Consider the following 23,059-nt stretch of genomic DNA (forward strand, 5'->3'; position numbering starts at 1 on the left):
TTTTTAGACCTTTTACTATTTCATGTATTTTATTTTCAATGACGCATTTAGTAATTAAAAAGTACATAAAAAGATATCCCCAGGGGGAGCTTGTTTCATATTTATATAACTGTTAACATTATTTAAAAAGACTATAAATAAATAGGAGGTCCTAATGAAAAAAGATTCTAATAAAATGCCGCCGCAGAGTGCAAAGCGTATTTTAGGAGTAACTAACCAATTGGTTGAAGCACAGCTAGTTTATATTGCAATTCGTTTAGAGGTATTTTCGCATTTAAGTAATGCAAAGACATCTATACAATTTGCCGAAGAGACAGGTTATGACAAAAGGAATTCTGAATTGCTGCTAAATGCATTGACGTCTGCGGATTATTTGATAAAAAAGGACGATAAATATGAAAATGCCTCTGATGTTGAATTGTATTTAAACAAGAATAGTGAATATTATCTAGGGGAATACATGCTGTTTTGGTATAAAATTAAGGATTTATATAATGTGGAATCCTTTGTTCGTTTAGGTCCTACTTATTCTTCATTTAATGACTCGCTTGGATCAGATTCTTATGATTTTAGAAAGATGGCTGAAGTAGCCGTTAATCAGTTTTATTCAGGAAGAGTACAAACATTTTTATCTGCAATAAAAGAAAATACAGATTTTAATAAGAGCACTATTAAAGCTCTTGATTTAGGTGGAGGTTGTGGTGTACTTGGAATAGAACTTGCAAAAAATTTTCCATCTGTTAAAGCTATTATTTATGATCAGAAAGAAATTTTAACGGTTGCTGATGATGTGATTGCACAAAATAATATTTTAAATCAAGTAAAAACACATGCCGGAAACTTTATAACTGATGATATCGGAAGTGGATATGATCTTATAATAGCATCAGGTGTTTTGGATTTTTGCGGTGATGTTGAGAAAATGTGCAGAAAAATTTATAATGCTATGAATTCAGGAGGATACTTTTATGTTGATACTCACCAGATAAATGATGATTATACTGCTCCAAGTCAATGTATCATTGGGTGGCTTGCTTCTCATATGGATGGATTAGACATTTTAAAAAGTGATAATATTATTACAAATGCAATCAAGCATGCAGGATTTTTAGAATTAATCAATTCAGAAAATTTAATCAATCCATATTATTTATTTAAAAAGAAATGATTTAAATTTTAATAATAGTTTAAAAAACTTTATATTAATTTAAAGTAAAATAATAAATAAAAATATCCTTATTTATTAAAAAAGCAAAGTGGTTATTATAATCACTTGCTTTATTTTTTTAGACCTTTTACTATTTCATGTATACTGTTAATCTGCTTTTCATCAAGCGTGTTTAAATCGGCAATTATTTCTTTTATGAGTGCAGGGTTATTTGTGTTATCATCAAAAAATTCTTTTGGAGAAATATTGAAATAATCACATATATAAAAGAACATTTGCATAGAAGGCATTGATTTTCTATTTTCTATATGATTAATATAATTTTCATTTTGACCAATAGATAAACTCATATCACGAGCAGAAACATTTTTTATAGTTCTTAATTTCGCAATTCGTTCAGATAAGAAATCTTCATACATATATTATCCCCTCCTTATTTACAATATTGTACATTTTACATATAAGATATTCACAATATTTAAAGTATTATATTCATTGACATACAATATTTAAAATTGTAAAATTATATTAAATATGATTTTAAATATTGCAATCGGTGGTGAGTAAAATGAATGTAAATAATATATATCATAAAATTGCTAAAAGATATGGTGTTACAATTGAGGATATAAAAAGAGAAATGCAGGCTGCTATAAATTATGCGTACAAAAATCCCAATAAATCTACTAATGAAAAGATTAAACAGGAATGTATACCTTGCAAAGATGAAATACCTACATCAGAAGAATTTATAAAATACATGGCTGTGAAGTTAAAAAAGTAAAATGATACTTGAAAGTTAAGTACAATTGACAAGGGGAAAAATACATGATAATATGACTATTAGTCATATCAAATTGTTAAGAGAAGGTAATAATATGCCTAAAGATACATTTTTTAATTTACCAGATGAAAAAAGAAATAGGATTCTCGATTCTGCCATTTTACAATTGTATAAAACACATTATAAAAAGGTTACCATAGATAGTATTGTAAATAATGCAAGAATCCCTAAGGGGAGTTTCTATCAATATTTTGAGAATAAAGATGATTTATATATATATATATTTTGTCAAATGGGAGATAAAAAAAAGAATATTTTAAAAGAATTTCAGAAATATGTAAATGAAATGGATTTTAAAGAATATCTTATAAACTTATTGGAAGAAGCAAATAAGTTTGAAAGTAGTGATTCAAAACTGATAGAAATTAAAAATAAGTTTATTAATGAATGTCCTCAGGAAGTAAGAAGGATTGTTTTAAAAAATGAAATTCCTAAAAGCTATAGTCTAATTAAAGAATGTATATCATCATATATAAAAAATGGAGAAATACGAAAAGATTTAGATGTTGGAATTGCAGCATATATATTTACAACTTGTATTGTGGGTATTGAAAATTATGAGTTTAAAGAAGGAGAGAGCATTAATACGGTAATTGCAAAAATTATTGACATATTAATTAAAGGATTTATGTAGATCTCATAATTTTTAATAAGGAAGGAATTGAATATGATGACAAAACAGCAACTTGTCAGTAAGGTAAAATATTTGAAACTTAATAATGATGGAGATTTTATGCTAGATTATGATGGTAAACTTGATATTATTGATTTTCATACACACATGTCAAATGTTTTGCCTTTGAAGATAGTAGACCCACATATAGTTGGCAAGAAATTAAAGTATAAGACTCTGCCAGATATGGAAAATATGGATCTATCAGTTCCTTACTGGAAAAAAATAAACCCTAATGAGCAAAAAAGGGGAATATTACCTATAATAAAGTTTTCAATTGAAGGTTATAAGATTTTTAAAGATATGGCTAATGGTGGCACATATGAAAATTGTTTTAAATCTCAAAATGAAAATATGATTAAAACAAATGTAGTACTTCCGTTAAGTACTAAAAAATATGATCGTTCTATGGAAGCCTTAAAAATATCTAAAGATTATCCAAACAAATTTATAGCTTTTTGTTCAGTGCATCCTTATGACAGTGAAATGAAGGAAAAAATTTATAATTATAAAAAACTTGGATTTAAGGGTCTTAAATTAAAAATAACTGACATTGAGCTAAAAGATGACTTTACTCTTCTAACAAAACTTTTTAAAATTTGCTATGAAGTTGGATTTCCAGTACTTCTTCACACAGGAGCATTAACTCATATAAAACGTGAAAATACATCAAATTTAATGTGGAAAATTTTAAAATCTACAAGGGTAGAGATTTTTGGAAGATTATTAAAAGAATTACCAAAAGATTTCAAGTTTATTTTTGGACATGGTGGAATTGCAGAGTATAAACTTGTTGCAGAATATATCAAGGAATTTCCTTCGTGTTATGTAGAACTATCTTGTCAAACTGAATCTAGTATTAAATATTTGATTAATGAAGTTGGATATGAAAGATTGTTGTTCGGCTCTGATTGGCCAGCACTTCCGCAGGCAATAACCCTTTCTAATGTATTACTTGCAACAGAAGCAGATGAGTATGCAAGAAAGCATATTTTATATGAAAATGCCAAAAATCTACTTAACATATAGATGGATTATAATAAATTATAAAACTATTTACAGAAGAGAAAGAGGGGAGAAATGAATTTTATTATAGATAAATGGTTAGATGAATTTGTATTAAAAATAAAAAATGAATATGGAAATAGGGTTGTTTTTATCGGTTTACAAGGCAGTTATAAACGAAAAGAAGCAAATGAAAGCAGTGATATAGATGTAGTAGTTATTTTAGATAATTTAACTATAAAAGATTTAAAGAAATATAGAGATATAATTTCACATATGCCTTATAGTGAAAAAGCCTGCGGGTTTATTTCCGGTAAAAATGAATTATTAAATTGGGAGAAATCTGAATTATTTCAGTTTTATTATGATACGCAACCAATCTTTGGAAATATAGATTATTTGCTACCGATGATTGATAAAGCTGATATAAAACGTGCTGTTAAAATAGGGGCTTGCAATATATATCATGCCAGTTGTCATAATTTCTTATATGAAAGAAATTATGATATTTTATCAGGACTATATAAGTCAGCATTTTTCGTTTTGCAAGCTAAGTATTTTGATGAAACTAACAAATATTTAGTAAGTAAATCCGAATTGATAAAATTTTTAGATGGTGTAGATAAAGAGATATTAAATATTTGTATAGACAGAAAAAAACTATCAGAAGTGAATGAGGATGATTTCCTTGTGTATTCTGATAAAATTATATGCTGGAGTAGTAATATTGTAAAATCATATTAAAAGTTTTTATTTTATATTATAAATTTAAAAAGAAAAAATAAAAGAAAGTTGTAATATATTAATTTTATATATGGGGAAAGAACAACTATTATAAAAAGAATTATAATCTAATAATTAAATTATGATGAAATAAAGAGAAGTATATAAATTATCATATACTTCTTTTTATCTAATTGCTAGATTTATTTATAATTATAATTATGGGTATTTAAATTTATTCCATAGGCAAAGGAAGAATCCAAACTCACATGCAATGCAAGTTGTTAATTTAATAAAAGTTTATATTTCCTAAAGTTGTTAAGGTGAACAGGATTAGAGCGATAATATTCCGGTGTAATTCCAAAAGAATTTTTAAAAAAGTTTCATGATAAGAAAAGACATAATCCAAAGCAATATCAAGAATTCGTTTTTCACTTTTTTGTAATATTTCAGAAGCTTTTGCAAGACGACGTAGCTTTATATATTCATTAACAGGTTTTTTTACTAAACTTTTAAATAATCTTTGATAATAAAATTGAGACAGTGAAGCAAGTTTAGCCAGATCATCAATTTTAAGATCATCAGGAAGATTTTTTTCAATATAGTCTACAGTTATTTGTATTTGTTCCCACGCGTGCATTTTCTAAGCACCTCCTTATAAACAGGATAACATGTTATAAGGGATTTTGTCTTGATCATAAATGCTCTTTTAGTTAATTATGGATAGACGTAAATAAAAGTATTATGTTATACTTTTAATATGGAAAATTTTGTAGTGTTTTAGGGATATTTATTAAAATATAATATAAAAAGGGGAATTAAATGTTAAAAAAACATAGGGGGAGTATCGTTTTCTTGACTGTATCTTTGTTAATAGGTTTTGTTTTAGCAGTACAAATTAATCAATCTAGTAGTTTACGGGGAGGCTTAGTTTCCCTTGCTAAGATAAAGCCTTATGAAGATGAGCTAAATAAGCTTAAAACTAAAAAAGAAAAGGATATAAAAGAGCTGACAGAGTTGGAAAATCAATTGAATGATATAGTTAAGTCAAAATCAGAAGAAGATATTATAATTAAAAATCTTTATTCTGATCTAGAACGATATAAGATGGAGGCCGGATTTTACGATGTATGTGGACAAGGTATTATAATTACTATTAAAGATCCATCAGTTACAGATGAATTAGTTACGGATGAATATATGGATGAAGAAAGTAATATTAGTTATCATTACGAATTTTTGATTGATATTGTTAATAAATTAAAAGCTGCAGGTGCAGAAGCAATTTCTATTAATGAACATAGGATAGTGGCAATGACGGAAGTTAGCTTCATAGAAAGGGCTGTTATGATAAATGGAATAGAAACCTTTGCACCTTATAAAATAAAAGTAATTGGAAATTCAAATACATTAGAATCAAGACTTACAATAAGTAGAGGTATTATAGAAGATATGAAAAAAGAAGGTCTTATTGTTAATATCGAGAAAAAAGAATATATAGTAATAGGAAGATATAATAGTTCCCTAAAATATAAGTTTGTAAAACCTTCTGATTGATTAACAGATTTATTGATGTTTAGTTTAGCTTTTTAAAATTCTTAAAGCATAATGTGTGAGATTTTTTTCAGATTATGTTTTCTATTTTTAATTATTTGCTTTTTATACTACAAAATTAAGTAAGGAGGATAAAATCTTATGAAAACAATTGGCTTGATTGGTGGAATGAGTTGGGAGAGTACGGTCACATATTATAAAATTATAAATAATGTTGTTAAAGAAAAGCTTGGTGGTTTACATTCTGCAAAAATCTTATTGTACAGTGTAGATTTTCAAGAAATTGAAAAATATCAGTCCGCTGGGCAATGGGAAAAAAGCGGAGATCTTTTGGCTGAAGTATCGGTAAAACTTGAAAAGGCGGGGGCAGATTTTATTGTTATTTGTACAAATACCATGCATAAAGTTGTTCCTCAAATCAGTGAAAAGATTAGCATCCCAATTATTCATATTGCAGAAGCAACAGCAGAAAAATTGAAAGAAAATAATATTAAAACGGTAGCATTATTAGGCACAAAATATACAATGAAACAAGATTTTTATAAAGAAAAGCTTATTTCTGTGGGTATTGATGTATTGATTCCTGATGAAGATGAGATTGAGCTTGTTAATAATGTTATATATAATGAACTTTGTTTAGGAATAATTTCAGAAAAATCTAAAGAAGAATATTTAAAGATTATTACTAGATTATCAAATAAAGGTGCACAAGGTATAATACTAGGCTGTACAGAGATAGGGCTGCTTATTAAACAAGAATATACAGCTATACCTCTTTTTGATACTACTGAAATTCATGCCGAGAAAGCCGCAATGTATTCCATTAACGAATGATATTATATAACTTTAAATCACAATTTGTTGTTATTTATAATAGAGTAGAATAATCTATATCAATGGTAGTAGATGATTTAAGAGAAATAAACGAATTAGATACTTAATAAAATTAATAACTTTTTAAAAGCTTTTTATGAAAATTTATAAAAAGCTTTTTTAGTAAGGAGATTTAAAACCACCTTAAAAAAATATATATATGATTTTTTTATATATTTACTATTAGTAAATTTTTTTTCTTTTTACATGATTAGTAACTATTTTTAGCTTAACATACAAAAATAGTTAGCAATTATTTTTGGTATTAATAGAGAAATAAATGATTTTATAATGACTGATTTGATTTAAACAGTTATATATAATAATCTTAAGATTGTATTTGGTTTAATTGAATATGTCGATATTAAGGAGTATAATATTTTATCATATAGAAGTTCAAAGTTATTTTGTTTTTAATAAAAGGGGATGGTAGTATGAAAAAGAATAATTTATTTGAACAAGCTTCAAAAATTCGTAAAGATGAAGATATGGTAAAGTTAGATTTTACAAATCCTGCACACCGGGAATTTTTTTTGCAGGAATTAGGAGGAGAAGAGAATTTTCAAAGTCAATTTCCTAAGCTGTATCAGCATTATTCTGCGGAAGTAAATGGATTGAATAAAAAGGTTACTGTTGGTGAACCAGATGTTTTTCAGGATGCTGTTGATATTACATATGGTTTTTATGATCAGAAAAAGAAAGCAGTTATATGTAAAGGAGTCACATCGATAAAGAGAAATGCGCAGCATATATGTCAGCGTATTCATGTCTATGACATGTCAGGAAATATAATAGTTGAAACTGGCCAAGTGGTTCCATCTACACACCATGCGGAGATGATGCTGGATTATCCATGTACTTTGACGGAAAGGCAGAAAAAAGAAGGAATAGTATTTGACTATTTTTCATTATGGTATGATGAAGAAGAGAAACACTTGAATTCGGCGCTTTACAGCTCTATGGATGAACTTTCTTGGCAGACAAACAGTTATATAGATAAAGTTACAATAAATAATCCTAAGCATATTAAGACAACTCCAGATTCTATGATTATCGTTTGTTATGATCGCTCATCAGCATCAGGAGAAACAGTGGACTATGACTGCTATAAGGAGGCATTTGATGAAAAAACACATCAACAGCTTCTTTATTTGGATGTGGGAGCAGATGTTGATTTAAACAGTCAAGCAGGTACTTTCAGCACCATTAATTTAAGTCGCTTTTTACTTAAATTAGATTGTCAGAGCGGGATTGCTGAATATAAAAAAGAAGGTCGAACTCAAGAAATTATGAACAAATTTAAAGCCACTGAAAAGGGATTTTCCTTTGCATTAGATAATGATTGGCTTGGTACTGTTCCTGCGGCAAGACTTCCAATGAGAGAGCCTGTGGACTTTTTACTTCGATTAGAATTTTTAACAGATAATTATCAAAAAAAAGGTCGTTTAATAATAGATAGTCATACAAATCCTGATACAACAGGAGATTATGTTATTCCTATTTCCAAACTTCAATTGCTTTGGGGCTGTGTTGCTGCTGATACAAAAATTTTAATGGCTGATGGGACAGAACGATTAGTTAAGGATATTAAAATTGGTGATGAAATTTTAATGCAGCATAATGATATAGGAGTAATCAAAGACACTCTGATTGGAAGGGAAGAAAAGCCATTGATTTGTATTGAGACTGTTTCAGGGAAAAAACTGTCATGCACTGAGGATCATCCTGTTTTAAGCCAGCGTGGCTATGTACAGGCGAAAGGCTTGACGGGAGAAGATAAAGTCATGGATTATAATAAAGGACTTGTTTCCATAGGGTCAATCTATCCAATTATAAATAATGAAGTATACAGTCTTTTTGTGGAATCTCGCAGTGAAAATACAGAGTGCAGTGTTATTTGCAATGGTATTGTGACAGGGGATTTTGAAAAGCAAAATGAAATTGTAAGAAGATCCATGAATAAAGAAAAAAATAAAAATGCAAATCAGATTAATGGGGAAATAAAAAAATTGAAAGTATTTTTTGAGGGGTAGTCAAATGAATCATTATGCGTATTATGCTTTGAAAGCTGAAAGTGGGGATTATGCAAGCACTAAAGCTATTGCAGGTTGTTCCTTTTGCGGAGGAACAAAGCTGACTTTCAGTTTTGATGTATATTGGGATAAAGGTATGCATGGTATATTGTTCAAGCAGGAAAATAGTGCAGTATGCCAAATTTCTGATGAAACTTTAAGCTGGAAAGCAGGGACAATATTACTTGCCAATGACCCACTTTCTTCACCATTAATACTTGGAGGATGGAATCATATAGATATAGCTTATGAAGATAAACAAGTCTGCTTATATTTAAATGCTATTCAAGTTGATAAAATTGAATTAAAGTCTTCACCGGTTTACAGTGAATCACCATACGAATTCTTAACAGGATATAACGGATATCTAAGGAATGTTCGTTTAGCAGACTATGCACTGACACAGGCAGAAATTTGCAATAATCTTTTTAAAAATGTAATTAATAAAGAACATCTATTACTGTATATTCCCTTTGACAAGCAAGAGGTAAAAGATGAGGGAAAGTTTGAACAGACAGTTATATGCAAAGGGCAATGCTGCTGTATTACATTAATAAAAGCACTTCAATTCAGACAGGGAGGAGTTGCATATTTAGAGGATGTATCTGTAAATCCCGGTTGTGAAAATGTACCGAAGTTCACAATAGCTATAAGAATTTTTGCAGAGCCTGTAGGAGAAGATAATACTATTTTGTTTCAAAACAAAGGAACGGAAGATTCTTTGGAAGTACATTTAAAGGAAAAACAAACTAAGCTTTCGGTTAAAATAAAAGATGAAGAAATTTTATTTTCTAATACCGCAATTCCTTATTATGAATGGACAACAATTTTTATAACTGTGGAAGAAACGAATATTAAGTGTTATATAAATGGTGTTAAGTCAGATGAAAAAGTACTAAAAGAAAAATATGAGAGAACTTCTGCATCTCGGATTATTTTAGGTTCACAAGATGATGAAAATATACATGGCTTTATTGGTGCTGTGGATTATATTGGTCTTTATAAAAAAGTTCTCTCTGATGAAGAAATTTTAGATGCTTATAAAGTTGAACCTTACGTATTTGATAATGACATTGCTATGCTGTTTCTTTGTCATGGAGAAGAATTTAAAAACTATATAGGAAGCGGAAGCCTGCTGCTTGGGAAAAATGCTTCATTGGAAATTTTAGAAGGAACAGTTTATGAATCAGAGATCCCTGAATTACAAGTAAGAACAAATAATAAATTTTCGGGTAATGATTTTGAAAAATGGCAGGCAGACTTTTTAAGTGATGTATGCTGTCAATATATGTCTGCTTCATCCGGCTTTACATTTTCAGAAGATAATAATGGTTGTGTTAAACAATATTTACTTGATAGCATTGGTGATTCTGCGGCTGCACAAGAATTGATTATTGATTTTAGCATATTTACAGCTATAGAAATCATTAATTTTATAAAAATAATCGGATTAAAAAAACTGCTGTTGGATGTAATGATAAAAACTATGCTTAAAGGGGCTACGGCAAGTGTTATTGCAGCAAATATAGAAAAAATAATAGAGTTTCAAATAGGTCTAGGAATTGCTGCTGCTGCTGTTTTTGTAGCAGATGTTGCTGTTAAGGCAAAGAGTAAAACAAAAAAGCCTGATAATCCTCCTTGGCAGCCGCCAGACCCTGATCCTAAGCGAGGTTACAGCGTAGAAGTAAAAAACATTCAATTTTGTAATGGAGATAAGGGATCAATACCACTTCGTATTGATTATAATAATAAACAAACTCTTCCTGAATGGACTAATGCATTAAGTACAGAGAGTGTTTGTGCATATATTTCCAAAAATCAGCAGCCTAAAATTAAAGTTACTTTTTCGTATATTCCTGCAAAAGATCAAGAGCCTGTAAATTTATCTATTGGGGCAAAAGGAACGTTACTTGGAGATTTTATTTCTTCTCCTGTTCTATGTAGTGTGAAAAAAGATTATGAAGCTGAAATAATATTGTCAAGTAATAAACTTAATACTGCTGATGGAGGAAAACATACAGAAAACCTAAGATGGTATTGCAAGAGCTCGGTTAAAGAAAATTTTTTACGAGTTACCAATAACAAAATTCATATAATTTGTAATACTCCCACGGGAGTATGGTCTTTAACTAATGAAAAAGAGTATCCTATGATTCCTCTTTTGAACATCTTTGCATCTGTAGCTGAGTCTTATAAAGATCCGATAAAAACAGCTGATCAGGCAATTTGTGCATGTGGGAATTGGCTGAGTACACAAAAAAAATATCATCTTGATAAAGATAACAAATACAGCAGGTTGGAAATGCACGGATTGGAATTTTGTGCAGAAAAATTTTATGATACACTAAGCAGTAATTCATTGACAGCCGGTTCTCTTGATTTCTCAGTATTTACAGCAAATCTTTTAGCTATGGAAGGATTTAACGTTTCTATTTATGAAATACATGGAATGGAAAAAGTAAAAAGGGGAAGTGATAAAAAACTTATTTCGTATTCCACTGGATTGAAAATGAATTCGGTAACTGCTTTTAATGTTTCTTTTGATGAAATCATGAAAAGACATTATGTATTAGTTATTTCTGATAACAAACAAAAATGGCTGTATGATGTGGTTTTAAAAAGTAAAAAAGACAGTGTACCTTGGTTCAAATTATCTTGGAATGATTATAGAAACAAGGCTATATTGTATACTTCATATGTTGAGAGTCCTTTTATTATAAATGCATGGAAAGAGATTGATGAGTTACCCGTCAGCCAGTCAAATTCAGAATTGAGCATCACTTATGATCCAAAAGAAAAAATTTTTAGTAAAAGTGAGAGATTGTCTTTTAAAGATTCTATTAAAAATAAATATTCTTTCCCTAAAAATGAAGCCTGCTGTCACAGAATAAGCTATATTGTTTTAGAAGATATTTTAATTCAGACTTTTAATTCATTAAAAAATGGTACAATTGAAAAAGAAGTAAAGGATGATATTATAAATTACTTTGCTACTCTTTTTTATAATGATACTGAGCCGGATCAAGAAACAGAGCCTGATAAATATCAAAATTATGTAGAAATGAAAGAATATATTGGGGAATTGCTAGAGGTTGATAAAAGTTCCTTTAAAAATAAAGAAATAAACACGGATATTGGTGAATTCTTGGATAATTTATTATGTTGCTTAAACAGTAGTGATTATAATTTACGTAAAGGTTATGCTTCCTGGAATTCCTCAATTGGAGATAATTATGATCCGGAAGCATGGAAATTTATAAAAGAAAATGATGGAAAATTCTATTGTGTATTTGATCAAAACGGTAAGGTTAATGAGGAAAATCCAAGAGAAGAATATACTGAAGAAGGAGTTTATATTATAAATGAAGTGGATAATAGATCAATTGGTTTTTTGCGTGATTTAGAGGCTTATCTTAATTGCGACTTTTTTGGCTTTAGCTACGGTTCATATGTACCTCCCGGTTCTGAGGATGAAATTTATCCTATTCTCTATAGCTCTAACAATGAATTTTTACTTAAAGATACTGTAGATAGAATTATAGAGGGTATATCATATTTTTGTTATAATTATGTAACAAATAGTTGGGATAATGTGTTTATAAGTTAATTACTGGGTATATAAAATAATAATGTTTTACAAAATATTCTAATTGTCGAAAAGAGATTATTTTAACAATGAAGTAAACTCTTGATATTTAATGAAATAAGGGTATTTGTTAAGCAAAATTTGGAAAAGAAAGGACGATAATTATGCTCTGGAAAGACAAATACGAGCTGGGAGTTTTATTAATAGACACACAACATAAAGAATTGTTTAAGCGTGTTGAAGCATTTCTTCAAACACTACGCTCCTCGGCTTCTTGGGATGAAAAAGTACAAAAAGTCAATGAAACCCTTGAATTTATGAAAAGTTATGTTGTAGAACACTTTCATGATGAAGAGGTATACCAAAAAAGTATCGGTTATCCGAATTATGAAGAACATAAAAAGATACATAAGGAAATGGTTGACTATGTATTACAAGTTTCAGATGAATATGAACGCAGTGGTTTTAATGAACAATTGATGCAGCAGTTTGCTGGTAAATTACTTGCATGGCTTATTAACCATGTTGCTTCAGAAGATCAGCGCATAGCTTCCTATGCCATAGAAAAGGGGGTGGCTGGAGATGAGTAATGAAGGTTTTTATGGTTCCTTTTTAGAAGCTACTCGTAATGTATTTCAATTAATGCTTGATCTTTCAGATATATCTGACTGTCCGGCAGAATCTTTTTCTTGTGATGAAGAGCTAGACATTTCTATAGGTGTAATAGGAGATCTTAAAGGAGAAGTAATTTATAGATTTCCTCATGAGACATCGCTGCATATGGTAAATATTATGAGTGGAATGGAAGTTGATTCTGTTGATGAGTTTGTAACTTCAGCCATTTCAGAAATTGCAAATATTATAAGTGGAAATGTTCTTACTATTCTTGCCGAAAAGGATTATAAATGCGATATATTACCTCCTGTAAAGTATGAAGCTGATGACAGCAAAGAATATGCTATGCGTGAAGCTTATTGTATCTCCACATCTGTGGGAAATGTTTGTTTGGATGTAAGATTAAATAATGTTTCATAGTTACTTAAAAAAAGATTATTATAAAAATAAAAGCATTGAGTTAAAAAATCTCAATGCTTTTATTTTTGTAGATTAAATAAGAGTAAAATAATTGAGTAAGAATAATTTTTTACTATTTCTAAAAAAATAGTATTGCAAACTAGATATGAAAGGTTTATATTTAAAAAAACTTTAAATTCAGAATAATTAGTTAAAAAATCAATTGTTTAAAATAAGAAACTTAATTCAAATAGTAAAATTTAGGTAAACATTAATGAAAATATCCTATAGATAGTTATGAAATGGAGGAACCTTTATGAATTGCAGCCAAATGGAAATAAAAAAAGAATATATTGTTAATTCACATAGAAGATGTAGTGAATATGAAGTTGAAAAAGAACGGATATACAGTAAAAAAATAATTTCTGGTGATGAGCTGTCAAAGAAATTAGAATTAAAAAAGGAACTAATTGATATAGCAGGTCTATATATGAACCGTTTATATGATTTTGTAAAAGGATCTAATTTTTTTTGTTTACTAACTGATGAAGAAGGCTGTATTTTAAGTATCATAGGTGATACGGATATATTATTAGAGGCTTTTTCCTTTAAGATGGTACCTGGTGCTTATATGGATGAACGTAACATTGGAACTAATTCCATGGGAACAGCTTTAGCTGAAGGAAAGCCTGTACAAGTGTCAGGAGAAGAACATTACATTAAAGCGTATCATCGATGGACATGTTCAGCATCCCCAATAAGAAATTCCAAAGGAGAGATTATCGGAACAATAGATTTAACTGGTTACAGTGAATTTGTTAATTTGCATACCCTTGGTATGATTGTAGCAGCTGCTAATGCAATAGAAGAAATGATTGATATTAAAAGGTATAATGAAGAGTTATCTATGGCTAAAAAGTTTACAGAGACAATTATAGATTCTATTGAATCTGGTATATTGACCTCTGATTTTGAGGGTAATATAAAAACAGTAAATCGTTATGTTTCAGATATGTTTGGTTATAAACAAAATGAAATAAAATTAATGAAAGCTTGGGATTTAATTGAAGATTGGGAGAATATAAAAACATCAGTTATAAAAAAGCAAAGTTTTACAGATGAAGAAGTGTTTGTAAATTCAAAGGGTAAAAAACTTCAATTTAATTTAAGTGTTTATCCCCACCTTGATGATAAACAAAACTTAAGGAATATCGTTTTTGTTTTTAAGGAAGTTAAAAAGGTGAGAAAATTGGCTAATAAAATTATGGGGCACCAAGCTTTTTATACTTTTGATAAAATTATTGGTCAAAATAAGAATTTTGTACAAATTCTTGAATATGCCAAAAAGATTGCGGATAGTAGATCAAATGTTCTTATTATGGGTGAGAGTGGTACAGGTAAAGAACTCTATGCACAGGCAATACACAATTACAGCAGTAGGAAAGATGAACCTTTTGTAGCATTAAATTGTGGTGCTATACCAAGGGAACTTATAGAGTCCGAGCTATTTGGATATGAAGGAGGAGCTTTTACAGGGGCAAAAAGTGCAGGTCAGCCCGGGAAATTTGAAATTGCAGACGGTGGAACGATTTTTTTAGATGAAATAGGTGAAATGCCTTTAGATATGCAGACTAGATTGCTTAGAGTTATTGAAGAAGGTACAGTGAATAAAGTTGGCAGTATCAAAGAGATTGTTGTAGATGTAAGAGTTATTGCGGCTACAAATAAGGACTTGAATGAAGAAGTAGGAAAAGGTAATTTCCGTAAGGATCTATACTATAGGCTTAATGTACTTCCCATAAGATTGATGCCATTAAGAGAAAGAAAAGATGATATACCACTTTTAAGTCAATATTTTATGAAAAGAATTTCTAAAAAACTTAATAAAAATATGGTAAATATCAATGAAGAAACTATGAAATCCCTTATAGAATATGAATGGCCTGGAAATGTAAGAGAATTGGAAAACATAATAGAACTTATGGTAAACACGGAATCTATCCCAGATAGATTTATTAAATTAGATAATAATCCTTTTGAAGAAGTTGAATATAACATAAGTATGAAAAATTTAGGGCAAGAATTAGCATATGAATCAATTGATGAAAATCTCAAATTGGTAGATATTGAAAAAAGACATATACTCAAGGTATTGAATTATTATAGCGGTAATATTACTTTATGTGCTAAAGCATTGGGAATTGGAAGAAATACTCTTTATAGAAAAATGGATAATTTTGAAATTAAAAGTTATAATTCTAATAAAGAGGAATCTTTTAATTAATATAGATAATATGTTTTTTAGGTAACGTTTTAAATATAAAAATTATATTCAAAGTTTTAAAAGGCTCGCTGGCATAAATTTTGCTATTGTATATTAATGAATTAATATTTTTATGAATTTACTAAAGATAAGGAGTTGATTTTAAGAAGATTATGGATAAGGAAATGAAAACAGACTTTTTAAAAAATAATAAAATAAACTTAGTTATTTCAAAAGAAGTTTCGGAAATAATGGAAGAAAGATTTATTCTGCTTGAAGATATAGAGAAAGTAGTAACAAATTCAATTCTAATGGGAGAGAGGTTTTTTAATTCCGAAGATTCAAGCTATCTGGCAAATTTACGCGTAAAAAATGTAACTTACTGGGTACAATATGTGGAAAATGAGGACGGGATTCATATAATAAACGTGTACAGCCATAGGATGGAAATAGTGAGGTAGTAAAATGAAAGAAGAAAGCGGACAAGAAGAAAAATGGATATGCGATAAATGTAAGGAAAAATTAGAGCTTCACAAAGTAAAAGTATCTTACTTGGGAGGAAATTTTGAAGTAGAGTTGCTTAAGTGTCCAAAGTGTAATAATGTATTTATTAGTGAAGATTTAGCATTGGGAAAGATGTTGGAGGTAGAAAAAGGACTGGAGGATAAATAACATGAAATGCTTTAATGCATATGAAAATGAGGATATGACTAAAATAACAGGTGAAACTCTTAGACCCGGAGGTTTTAAATTAACAGAAAAAGGCATACAGTTTTGTAAAATCTCATCAAAGGATTATGTCCTTGATCTTGGATGTGGTCAGGGAGCTACTGTAAACTATCTTTTTAAAAAACATAATATAAATGCAATAGGTATTGATCCTTCGGTTAAATTAATAAAAATTGCAAAAGAAAAATATGGACATAAGCAATTTTTTATAGGAGATGGTAATAACATTCCGTTTCAAAATAATAGCTTTAATTGTGTATTTGCAGAATGTACATTATCTTTAATGGATAATTTGGAGTGTACTTTAAAACAAGTATATAGAGTTTTAAAAGATGAAGGTTGGTTTATTATTACAGATGTTTACGCCCAGAATCCTAATGAAGTAAATTTACTATCACAATTTTCTTTTAACAGTTGTATAAGAAATCTCCATAACCTAGAGAAATTACAAGAAAAGCTGAAAATACTAGGTTTTGACATTATTTTTTCTGAAGACTATAGTATTTTTTTAAAAGAGCTGTTTGTTAAAATAGGATTTACTTATGGAACTATGGGTATGTTTTGGAATACAACTACTCAAGGATGTATTGATGGTTATGAATTTCAAAAAGCCTTAAAACCTTGTAAACCGGGATATTTTATGATGGTTGCCAGAAAAAATTAGATTCATAGAATAGTTATTGATATTACTAAAATGGGAGTAACAAAAGAATGAGTAATACTGTTTACAATAGCTTAAAATTAGAATTGAATAAAGGGAAAAAAGCAGTAGTAGTTACATTTATAGATGACACAAATAGCATGAGAAAATTATTACATAATAAAATTATTATCACAGAAGAGCAGGTACTTGATTCTAAGTCTATATATGATCTTGATGAGATGACTTTTAATAAAGTACAATTTGCTTTTAATACAGGGAATTTACAATTTTTACGTAGTTCAAATGGTGAAAATATTTTAATTGAACCATATTTCCCTCAGCCACGCCTTATAGTATTAGGAGGCGGAAATATTGCTAAGCCCTTAGTTGAATTCGGTTATAAGGTGGGTCTGTCAGTAACAATAGTTGATGATAGACCTAAGTTCGCTAATAAGGAAAGATTTCCAAACGCTGAAAATGTAATTTGTGAGAGTTTTAATAATTGCTTTACTCAATTAAACCTTAATGATTATTCATTCATAGTAATAGTAACTAGGGAACATTGTAATGATTTAGATTGTTTAAAACATTTATTGAAATATAATACTGCATATATAGGAATGATTGGATCAAATTATAGTGTAAATAGTATAAAAAAACAACTTTTAGATGAAGGTTATTCAGAAGAATTAATAAATAAGATTAATGCTCCTGTAGGTCTTAAAATAGGAGCTATTACACCTGAAGAGATTGCAATATCCATAATTGCGCAGATTATACGTCATAGAAGACTTGAAATGAAATTGTCAGATAATAATGCAGATTCTATATTGATAAATTGGCCTGAAATTGACAATAGTGTATTAGAAGAATTATGTAAAAATTCTCAGGATTTAAAGGCTTTAATTACAATAATTTCTACAAAAGGTTCAGTCCCCAGAAAAGCAGGAACTAAAATGCTTGTTTGGTCATATGGAATGACTATGGGGAGTATTGGAGGCGGATACGCTGAAGGAGAAATAATTAATGCTGCTTGGCAAATTATAGGAAGCGGCAGTACAAAAATTCATGATATTGATATGACAGGTCATATTGCTGAAGAAGAAGGTATGATATGTGGTGGTATTATGAAAGTATTGATAGAAGACTATAAAGGGTAAATAATTATATGTTCTAAAATAGAACAGTGATCCAAAACGTAACAGATAATTCTGACAATTAGTGTTCGATAATAGAACAGTTTATGATTAATTTTTAATTAAGGTTAAGAATCCTTTGCATTTGCAAAGGTTTTTTTATTGGCATGAATTATGCTTAATTTATAATTGTTAATTAAATTTCAGTATAGATGGAATTTGGCAAAGGGTGTAAATTTTAGAGGCAATTCCAAATCATAATTTTTAAATGGAGGAATGTTATGCTTAAGAAAACTTTATTTATCAACGGAGTTGAAAAGCGTGTTGTAGTTGATCCTGAAACCACTTTGGCAAGTGTTCTGAGAAACCAAATGTTTTTAACAGGTACTAAAGTTGGATGTGGTAAGGGGGAATGTGGAGCTTGTACAGTAATTCTTGATGGCAATATAGTGAAATCTTGCATAGTTAAAATGAAGGATGTAGAAGATGATTCTCAAATTATTACAATCGAAGGTATAGGAACAAGTAAAAAACTTCATCCGTTACAGCTTTCATGGATAATTAATGAAACGGCACAATGCGGATTTTGTACTTCGGGTTTTATTGTATCAGCTAAAGCTCTTTTGGATCAAAATATCAATCCAACAAGAGATGAAGTAAGAGACTGGTTTAAGGAAAACAACAATGTGTGTAGATGTACAGGCTATGAGCCTGCAGTAAATGCTGTTATGGATGCCGCAAAACTTATTAGAGGAGAAGTATCTAAAGAAGAACTTTGGCTGAAATTAAAAGAAGGAACAAGTATATTTGATTTAAGTCTGCTTGATTCTGCTGATATTGCCAAGGTAACGGGAACTTATAAATATGATGCAGATCTTGGATTAAATCTTCCTCAAGGAACCTTGCATATAAAATTAGTGCAAGCACAGGTACCTAAAGGAAATATAGTATCAATTGATACATCTGAAGCTGAGAAGATGCCGGGAGTATACAAGGTAATAACTTATAAGGATATACCTGGTACAAACAGGATTATATTAAAAAAAGGCGAGGAAAAAGAAGTTCCAATAATAAATGATAAAAAGATCTTTAAAGAAGGTGACCCTATAGCTATGGTACTTGCTTTTAAACCAAAACTTGCAGAAGAAGCTGCAAAATGTGTAAAAGTAAAAATAGAGGAATTATCAGAGTATAGTGAACCTAAGGCAAAGGATGAGGAATTGCTTCCTTTTGAACCTAATGTTGGATTTGCATATCTAAATGAAAGAGGCAAATTGATTATTCAAACTAGGAATAAAGATTTGCACCTAAGTTCGCTGGCAGAGGGTATAGGAGTACCCCTTGAGAAATTGGCAATAGTGCAAAATAATAGAGAAAGCAGCATAGGATATGAATTTAGTCCTATAAAGGAAGGTTTACTTGGTATTGCAGCACTGGTAACCAAAAAACCGGTTTACCTTGAGCTTTGATATGTTATCGGTACAATATAAAAGTTAATAAGTATTTAAAGGAGGTGCAACTGGTATCGCTGGTGCGGTGACCAAGAATATTATGAAAAAAATTTTAATGATTTCGCCTAAGAAATGCATTAATTGTGGAACATGTGAGTCAGTTTGTACAAATTCTGCAGTAAATGTATTCAGCTTTGAAGAAGCGGTAATTTCAGTACCTATAATGTGCATGCAATGTGAAGATGCAGCTTGCATGATGGTATGTCCTACAGGTGCTTTATCTAGAGATGAAAACGATGCAGTTGTAGTAGATCCAAATAAATGTATTGGATGTAAAATGTGTATTAGTGCTTGCCCTATGGGAAATATTAACTATTCAATTAATCTAAAGAAAGTAATGAAATGTAACCTATGCGAGGGCAATCCCGATTGTGTAAAATACTGTCCAACTAGGGCAATTGAATATGTAGATGCAACTTCATCTAACATAGAAAAGAAAAAAATAGTTGCATCAAAATTTAAAGGATTGTTTGAAGATGAGTAATTAGAAAAAGGAGACAATCAGATGATAAAGAAAACCTTATTTATTAATGGTGTTGAAAAACATCTAGTAGTGGATCCTGAAGAATCCCTCATAAATGTATTAAGAAATCAACTTTTACTCACAGGAACTAAGTCTGGCTGCGGCGGTAAAGGGGAATGTGGTGCATGTACTGTTATATGGGACGGCAAGGCTGTAAGAGCTTGTGTTTATAAAATGGAAAGAATACCTGATGATGCTCATATTATTACAATTGAAGGCGTAGGAACGAAGGAATGTTTACATCCTTTACAGCTTTCATGGATGATTCACGGAGCAGCACAATGCGGTTTTTGTACGCCGGGATTTATTGTATCAGCTAAGGCACTTTTAGATCAAAACATCAATCCAACAAGAGAAGAAGTAAGAGAATGGTTTTATAAAAATAGAAATTTATGCAGATGTACAGGGTATAAACCTCAAGTAGATGCAGTTATGGATGCTGCCAGAATGTTAAGAGGCGAAGTAACTAAGGAGGAATTATGGCCGCAATTAAAAGAGGGAGCTAGCTTAATGGGATCAAGTATGCCTCGCCCTTCAGCAGTAGCAAAGGTTACAGGTACTTGGGACTTTGGTGCTGATTTGAGGCAAAAGCTTCCGGAAGATACTTTGCATATAAAATTAGTGCAAGCGAAGGTATCACATGCAAATATATTATCAATTGATACCTCTGAGGCAGAAAGTATTCCAGGAGTTTATAAAGTTATAACTTATAAAGACGTTCCCGGAACAAACAGGATTAATGGTTTAGCATTCCCGTCTAATAAAGGCAGTGGGAAAGAAAGACCTATTTTAAATGATAAAAAAATATTTCAGTTTGGTGATGCTATAGCTATGGTACTTGCTTATACTCCAGCCATAGCAGAAGAAGCGGCTGAAAAAGTAAAAGTGGAAATAGAAGAATTACCTGCATACATGAGTGCTCTTACTGCTATGGATGAAGATGCGATTGAAATTCATCCTGGCACACCAAATGTTTATTTTGAGAATCATGCTGTAAAAGGTGAGGAGGTTGAGCCTCTGTTTGAAGAATTACCTTATGTAGTTGAAGATGATTTTTATGTTGGAAGACAGCCTCATCTTCCTCTTGAACCTGATGTGGGATTTGCATATCTTGATGAAGAAGGGAAACTAATAATTCATTCTAAGAGTATAGGTATACATGTTCATGCATTAATGGTTGCAGAAGGTATAGGTATGCCTCTTGAAAAACTTGTGATTGTTCAAAATAATACAGGAGGAACATTTGGATATAAATTCAGTCCAACAATGGAAGGTCTGCTTGGCGTAGCAGCTTTAGTGACAAAAAAGCCTGTATATCTTGAATTCAATATGTATCAGCAAATAACTTATACAGGAAAGAGATCTCCATTCTTTATAAACCTGAAAATGGGAGCAGATAAAGACGGTAAAATTATTGCTATGGAATCAGATTGGACTGTAGATCATGGTCCTTACTGTGAATTTGGTGATTTACTGACTATGAGAGCTCCACAATTTATTGGTGCAGGATACTCTATTCCAAATATTAGAGGTAATGGCAGAACAGTTGCTACTAATCATGCTTGGGGATCAGCTTTCAGAGGATATGGCTCTCCACAATCTCTGTTTTCATCTGAAGTTCTTGTAGATGAACTTGCTGAAAAAGTGGGCATGGATCCTCTTGAATTCAGATATTTGAATGTATACAGAAAAGGAGATACTACGCCTACAGGTTGTGAACCTGATGTTATTGCCTATCCTCAGGCTCTTGATAAATTAAGACCGATTTATCAGCAAGCAAAGGAAAATGCAAAAATTAAAAATTCCAAAGGAGGAGAAATCAAATACGGAGTTGGAATATCATTGATGGAATATGGTTGTGGTCTTGATGGTGCAGATTCTTCTGAAGCTTTTGCTGAAATAACCGAAAACGGTGTTACAATTGGTAATGCCTGGGAAGATCATGGTCAGGGGGCAGATATGGGAACATTGACAATTGCCCATGAAGCGTTAAAACCTCTTAATATCAAACCTGAGCAGATAAGACTTATTATGAATGATACGGAAAAGACTCCTAACAGTGGACCGGCAGGCGGCAGCCGTTCAAATGTTATGACGGGAAATGCTACTCGAGTTGCCTGTGAAAACCTTATAGAAGCTCTGAAAAAGGATGATGGGTCTTATAGAACTTATGAAGAAATGGTTGCAGAAAATTTACCTACAAAATATATGGGAAAATGGACAGCACCTTGTACTGAATGTAGTGTTGAAACAGGTCAGGGTAATCCATTCCCAGTTTATATGTATGGTGTTTTACTTGCTGAAGTGGCGGTTGATACAACAAATGGCAATGTAAAAGTTGATAAATATACACTGGTCTCAGATTGTGGTCCGGTAATGAATAAGTTGGTTTTGGAAGGTCAATTATATGGCGGTCTTGTTCAAGGTATAGGTCTTGCATTATCAGAGGACTTTGAAGATTTAAATAAGCATACTACACTTTTAAGATGTGGGATTCCTCGTATTAAAGATGTGCCAGATACTATTGATATTATTCATCAGGAGACTAAAAGACCAAATGGACCATTTGGTATGGCAGGTTCGGGAGAAATGCCTCTTTCATCACCTCATGCAGCAATAATAAATGCAATATATAATGCTTGCGGAGTACGTATAACTAAACTTCCTGCATATCCTGAAAAAATAATGGCTGCTTTATAAATTGAAAATGGTATAGATTTTATGTGGGCAAAACGGGACAGT

At 30.5% G+C, this 23,059-nt stretch carries 21 protein-coding genes; 19 read left to right on the forward strand and 2 right to left on the reverse strand.

The features are described from left to right. Positions 1–154 precede the first annotated feature (154 nt). Positions 155–1,168: a methyltransferase gene (locus K292_RS0102165; protein ID WP_027398462.1), complete on the forward strand. Its 1,014-nt coding sequence runs from the start codon at positions 155–157 to the stop codon at positions 1,166–1,168. 110 nt (positions 1,169–1,278) lie between these two features. Here the strand turns inward: K292_RS0102165 and K292_RS0102170 are convergent, their stop codons facing one another. Further along, positions 1,279–1,587, reverse strand: a complete 309-nt coding sequence (locus K292_RS0102170; RefSeq protein ID WP_027398463.1) for a helix-turn-helix domain-containing protein — start codon at positions 1,585–1,587, stop codon at positions 1,279–1,281. A 149-nt stretch (positions 1,588–1,736) separates the two neighbouring features. Here K292_RS0102170 and K292_RS0102175 point away from each other — a divergent pair, with 149 nt between their 5' ends. The 4 genes from K292_RS0102175 to K292_RS0102190 all read left to right on the forward strand — a co-directional run bounded on the left by K292_RS0102175 (position 1,737) and on the right by K292_RS0102190 (position 4,434). Next, on the forward strand, positions 1,737–1,952 hold the full coding sequence (locus tag K292_RS0102175) for a sporulation initiation factor Spo0A C-terminal domain-containing protein (RefSeq protein ID WP_027398464.1): 216 nt from the start codon (positions 1,737–1,739) through the stop codon (positions 1,950–1,952). 94 nt (positions 1,953–2,046) lie between these two features. After that, positions 2,047–2,646, forward strand: a complete 600-nt coding sequence (locus tag K292_RS0102180; RefSeq protein WP_027398465.1) for a TetR/AcrR family transcriptional regulator — start codon at positions 2,047–2,049, stop codon at positions 2,644–2,646. Positions 2,647–2,679: 33 nt separating this feature from the next. Beyond that, positions 2,680–3,714 (forward strand): amidohydrolase family protein, encoded by a 1,035-nt coding sequence (locus K292_RS0102185; RefSeq protein WP_027398466.1) that lies wholly within the window; start codon positions 2,680–2,682, stop codon positions 3,712–3,714. Between the two features lie 51 nt (positions 3,715–3,765). Then, on the forward strand, positions 3,766–4,434 hold the full coding sequence (locus K292_RS0102190) for a nucleotidyltransferase domain-containing protein (protein WP_027398467.1): 669 nt from the start codon (positions 3,766–3,768) through the stop codon (positions 4,432–4,434). A gap of 268 nt (positions 4,435–4,702) precedes the next feature. Here K292_RS0102190 and K292_RS0102195 read toward each other — a convergent pair whose 3' ends face one another. Beyond that, positions 4,703–5,053, reverse strand: coding sequence for a helix-turn-helix domain-containing protein (locus K292_RS0102195; RefSeq protein ID WP_027398468.1), 351 nt, complete (start codon positions 5,051–5,053; stop codon positions 4,703–4,705). A 182-nt stretch (positions 5,054–5,235) separates the two neighbouring features. On the opposite strand from K292_RS0102195, the gene K292_RS0102200 reads away from it, so the two are divergent. The 14 genes from K292_RS0102200 (at position 5,236) to K292_RS0102265 (ending at position 23,017) form a co-directional block, all read left to right on the forward strand. After that, positions 5,236–5,970, forward strand: coding sequence for a DUF881 domain-containing protein (locus tag K292_RS0102200; protein ID WP_084145866.1), 735 nt, complete (start codon positions 5,236–5,238; stop codon positions 5,968–5,970). A gap of 138 nt (positions 5,971–6,108) precedes the next feature. After that, the gene (locus K292_RS0102205; protein WP_027398470.1) at positions 6,109–6,801 is read left to right on the forward strand and encodes an aspartate/glutamate racemase family protein; all 693 of its coding nucleotides are present in this window, start codon (positions 6,109–6,111) and stop codon (positions 6,799–6,801) included. Between the two features lie 473 nt (positions 6,802–7,274). Next, complete coding sequence (locus K292_RS0102210) at positions 7,275–8,873, forward strand: Hint domain-containing protein (protein WP_027398471.1); 1,599 nt, start codon at positions 7,275–7,277, stop codon at positions 8,871–8,873. Positions 8,874–8,877: 4 nt separating this feature from the next. Further along, a complete protein-coding gene (locus tag K292_RS0102215; RefSeq protein WP_027398472.1) occupies positions 8,878–12,519 on the forward strand; it encodes a LamG-like jellyroll fold domain-containing protein in 3,642 nt (1,213 codons plus the stop codon). A gap of 143 nt (positions 12,520–12,662) precedes the next feature. Beyond that, on the forward strand, positions 12,663–13,088 hold the full coding sequence (locus K292_RS0102220; RefSeq protein ID WP_027398473.1) for a bacteriohemerythrin: 426 nt from the start codon (positions 12,663–12,665) through the stop codon (positions 13,086–13,088). Further along, positions 13,081–13,533, forward strand: a complete 453-nt coding sequence (locus K292_RS0102225; protein ID WP_027398474.1) for a chemotaxis protein CheX — start codon at positions 13,081–13,083, stop codon at positions 13,531–13,533. Before K292_RS0102220 ends, K292_RS0102225 begins: the two co-directional genes overlap by 8 nt. Before the next feature lie 295 nt (positions 13,534–13,828). After that, positions 13,829–15,796 carry a sigma-54-dependent Fis family transcriptional regulator gene (locus K292_RS15620; protein ID WP_084145867.1) on the forward strand — a complete coding sequence of 656 codons (1,968 nt, stop codon included), beginning with the start codon at positions 13,829–13,831 and terminating at the stop codon, positions 15,794–15,796. 152 nt (positions 15,797–15,948) lie between these two features. Continuing rightward, entirely contained in the window at positions 15,949–16,236 is a 288-nt protein-coding gene (locus K292_RS0102235) for a hypothetical protein (protein WP_037372223.1), read from the forward strand. A gap of 4 nt (positions 16,237–16,240) precedes the next feature. Beyond that, positions 16,241–16,447: a DVU_1557 family redox protein gene (locus K292_RS0102240; RefSeq protein ID WP_027398476.1), complete on the forward strand. Its 207-nt coding sequence runs from the start codon at positions 16,241–16,243 to the stop codon at positions 16,445–16,447. Position 16,448: 1 nt separating this feature from the next. Next, entirely contained in the window at positions 16,449–17,168 is a 720-nt protein-coding gene (gene trsM / locus K292_RS0102245) for a DVU_1556 family methyltransferase (RefSeq protein ID WP_027398477.1), read from the forward strand. Between the two features lie 47 nt (positions 17,169–17,215). After that, entirely contained in the window at positions 17,216–18,307 is a 1,092-nt protein-coding gene (locus K292_RS0102250; protein WP_027398478.1) for an XdhC family protein, read from the forward strand. Between the two features lie 257 nt (positions 18,308–18,564). Further along, on the forward strand, positions 18,565–19,752 hold the full coding sequence (locus tag K292_RS15625) for a 2Fe-2S iron-sulfur cluster-binding protein (protein WP_051280160.1): 1,188 nt from the start codon (positions 18,565–18,567) through the stop codon (positions 19,750–19,752). Between the two features lie 82 nt (positions 19,753–19,834). Next, positions 19,835–20,278: a 4Fe-4S dicluster domain-containing protein gene (locus tag K292_RS0102260; protein ID WP_027398479.1), complete on the forward strand. Its 444-nt coding sequence runs from the start codon at positions 19,835–19,837 to the stop codon at positions 20,276–20,278. Positions 20,279–20,299: 21 nt separating this feature from the next. After that, complete coding sequence (locus K292_RS0102265; RefSeq protein WP_027398480.1) at positions 20,300–23,017, forward strand: molybdopterin-dependent aldehyde oxidoreductase; 2,718 nt, start codon at positions 20,300–20,302, stop codon at positions 23,015–23,017. Positions 23,018–23,059 lie beyond the last annotated feature (42 nt).

This window comes from Anaerovorax odorimutans DSM 5092 (assembly GCF_000426305.1).
GTDB lineage: Bacteria > Bacillota > Clostridia > Peptostreptococcales > Anaerovoracaceae > Anaerovorax > Anaerovorax odorimutans.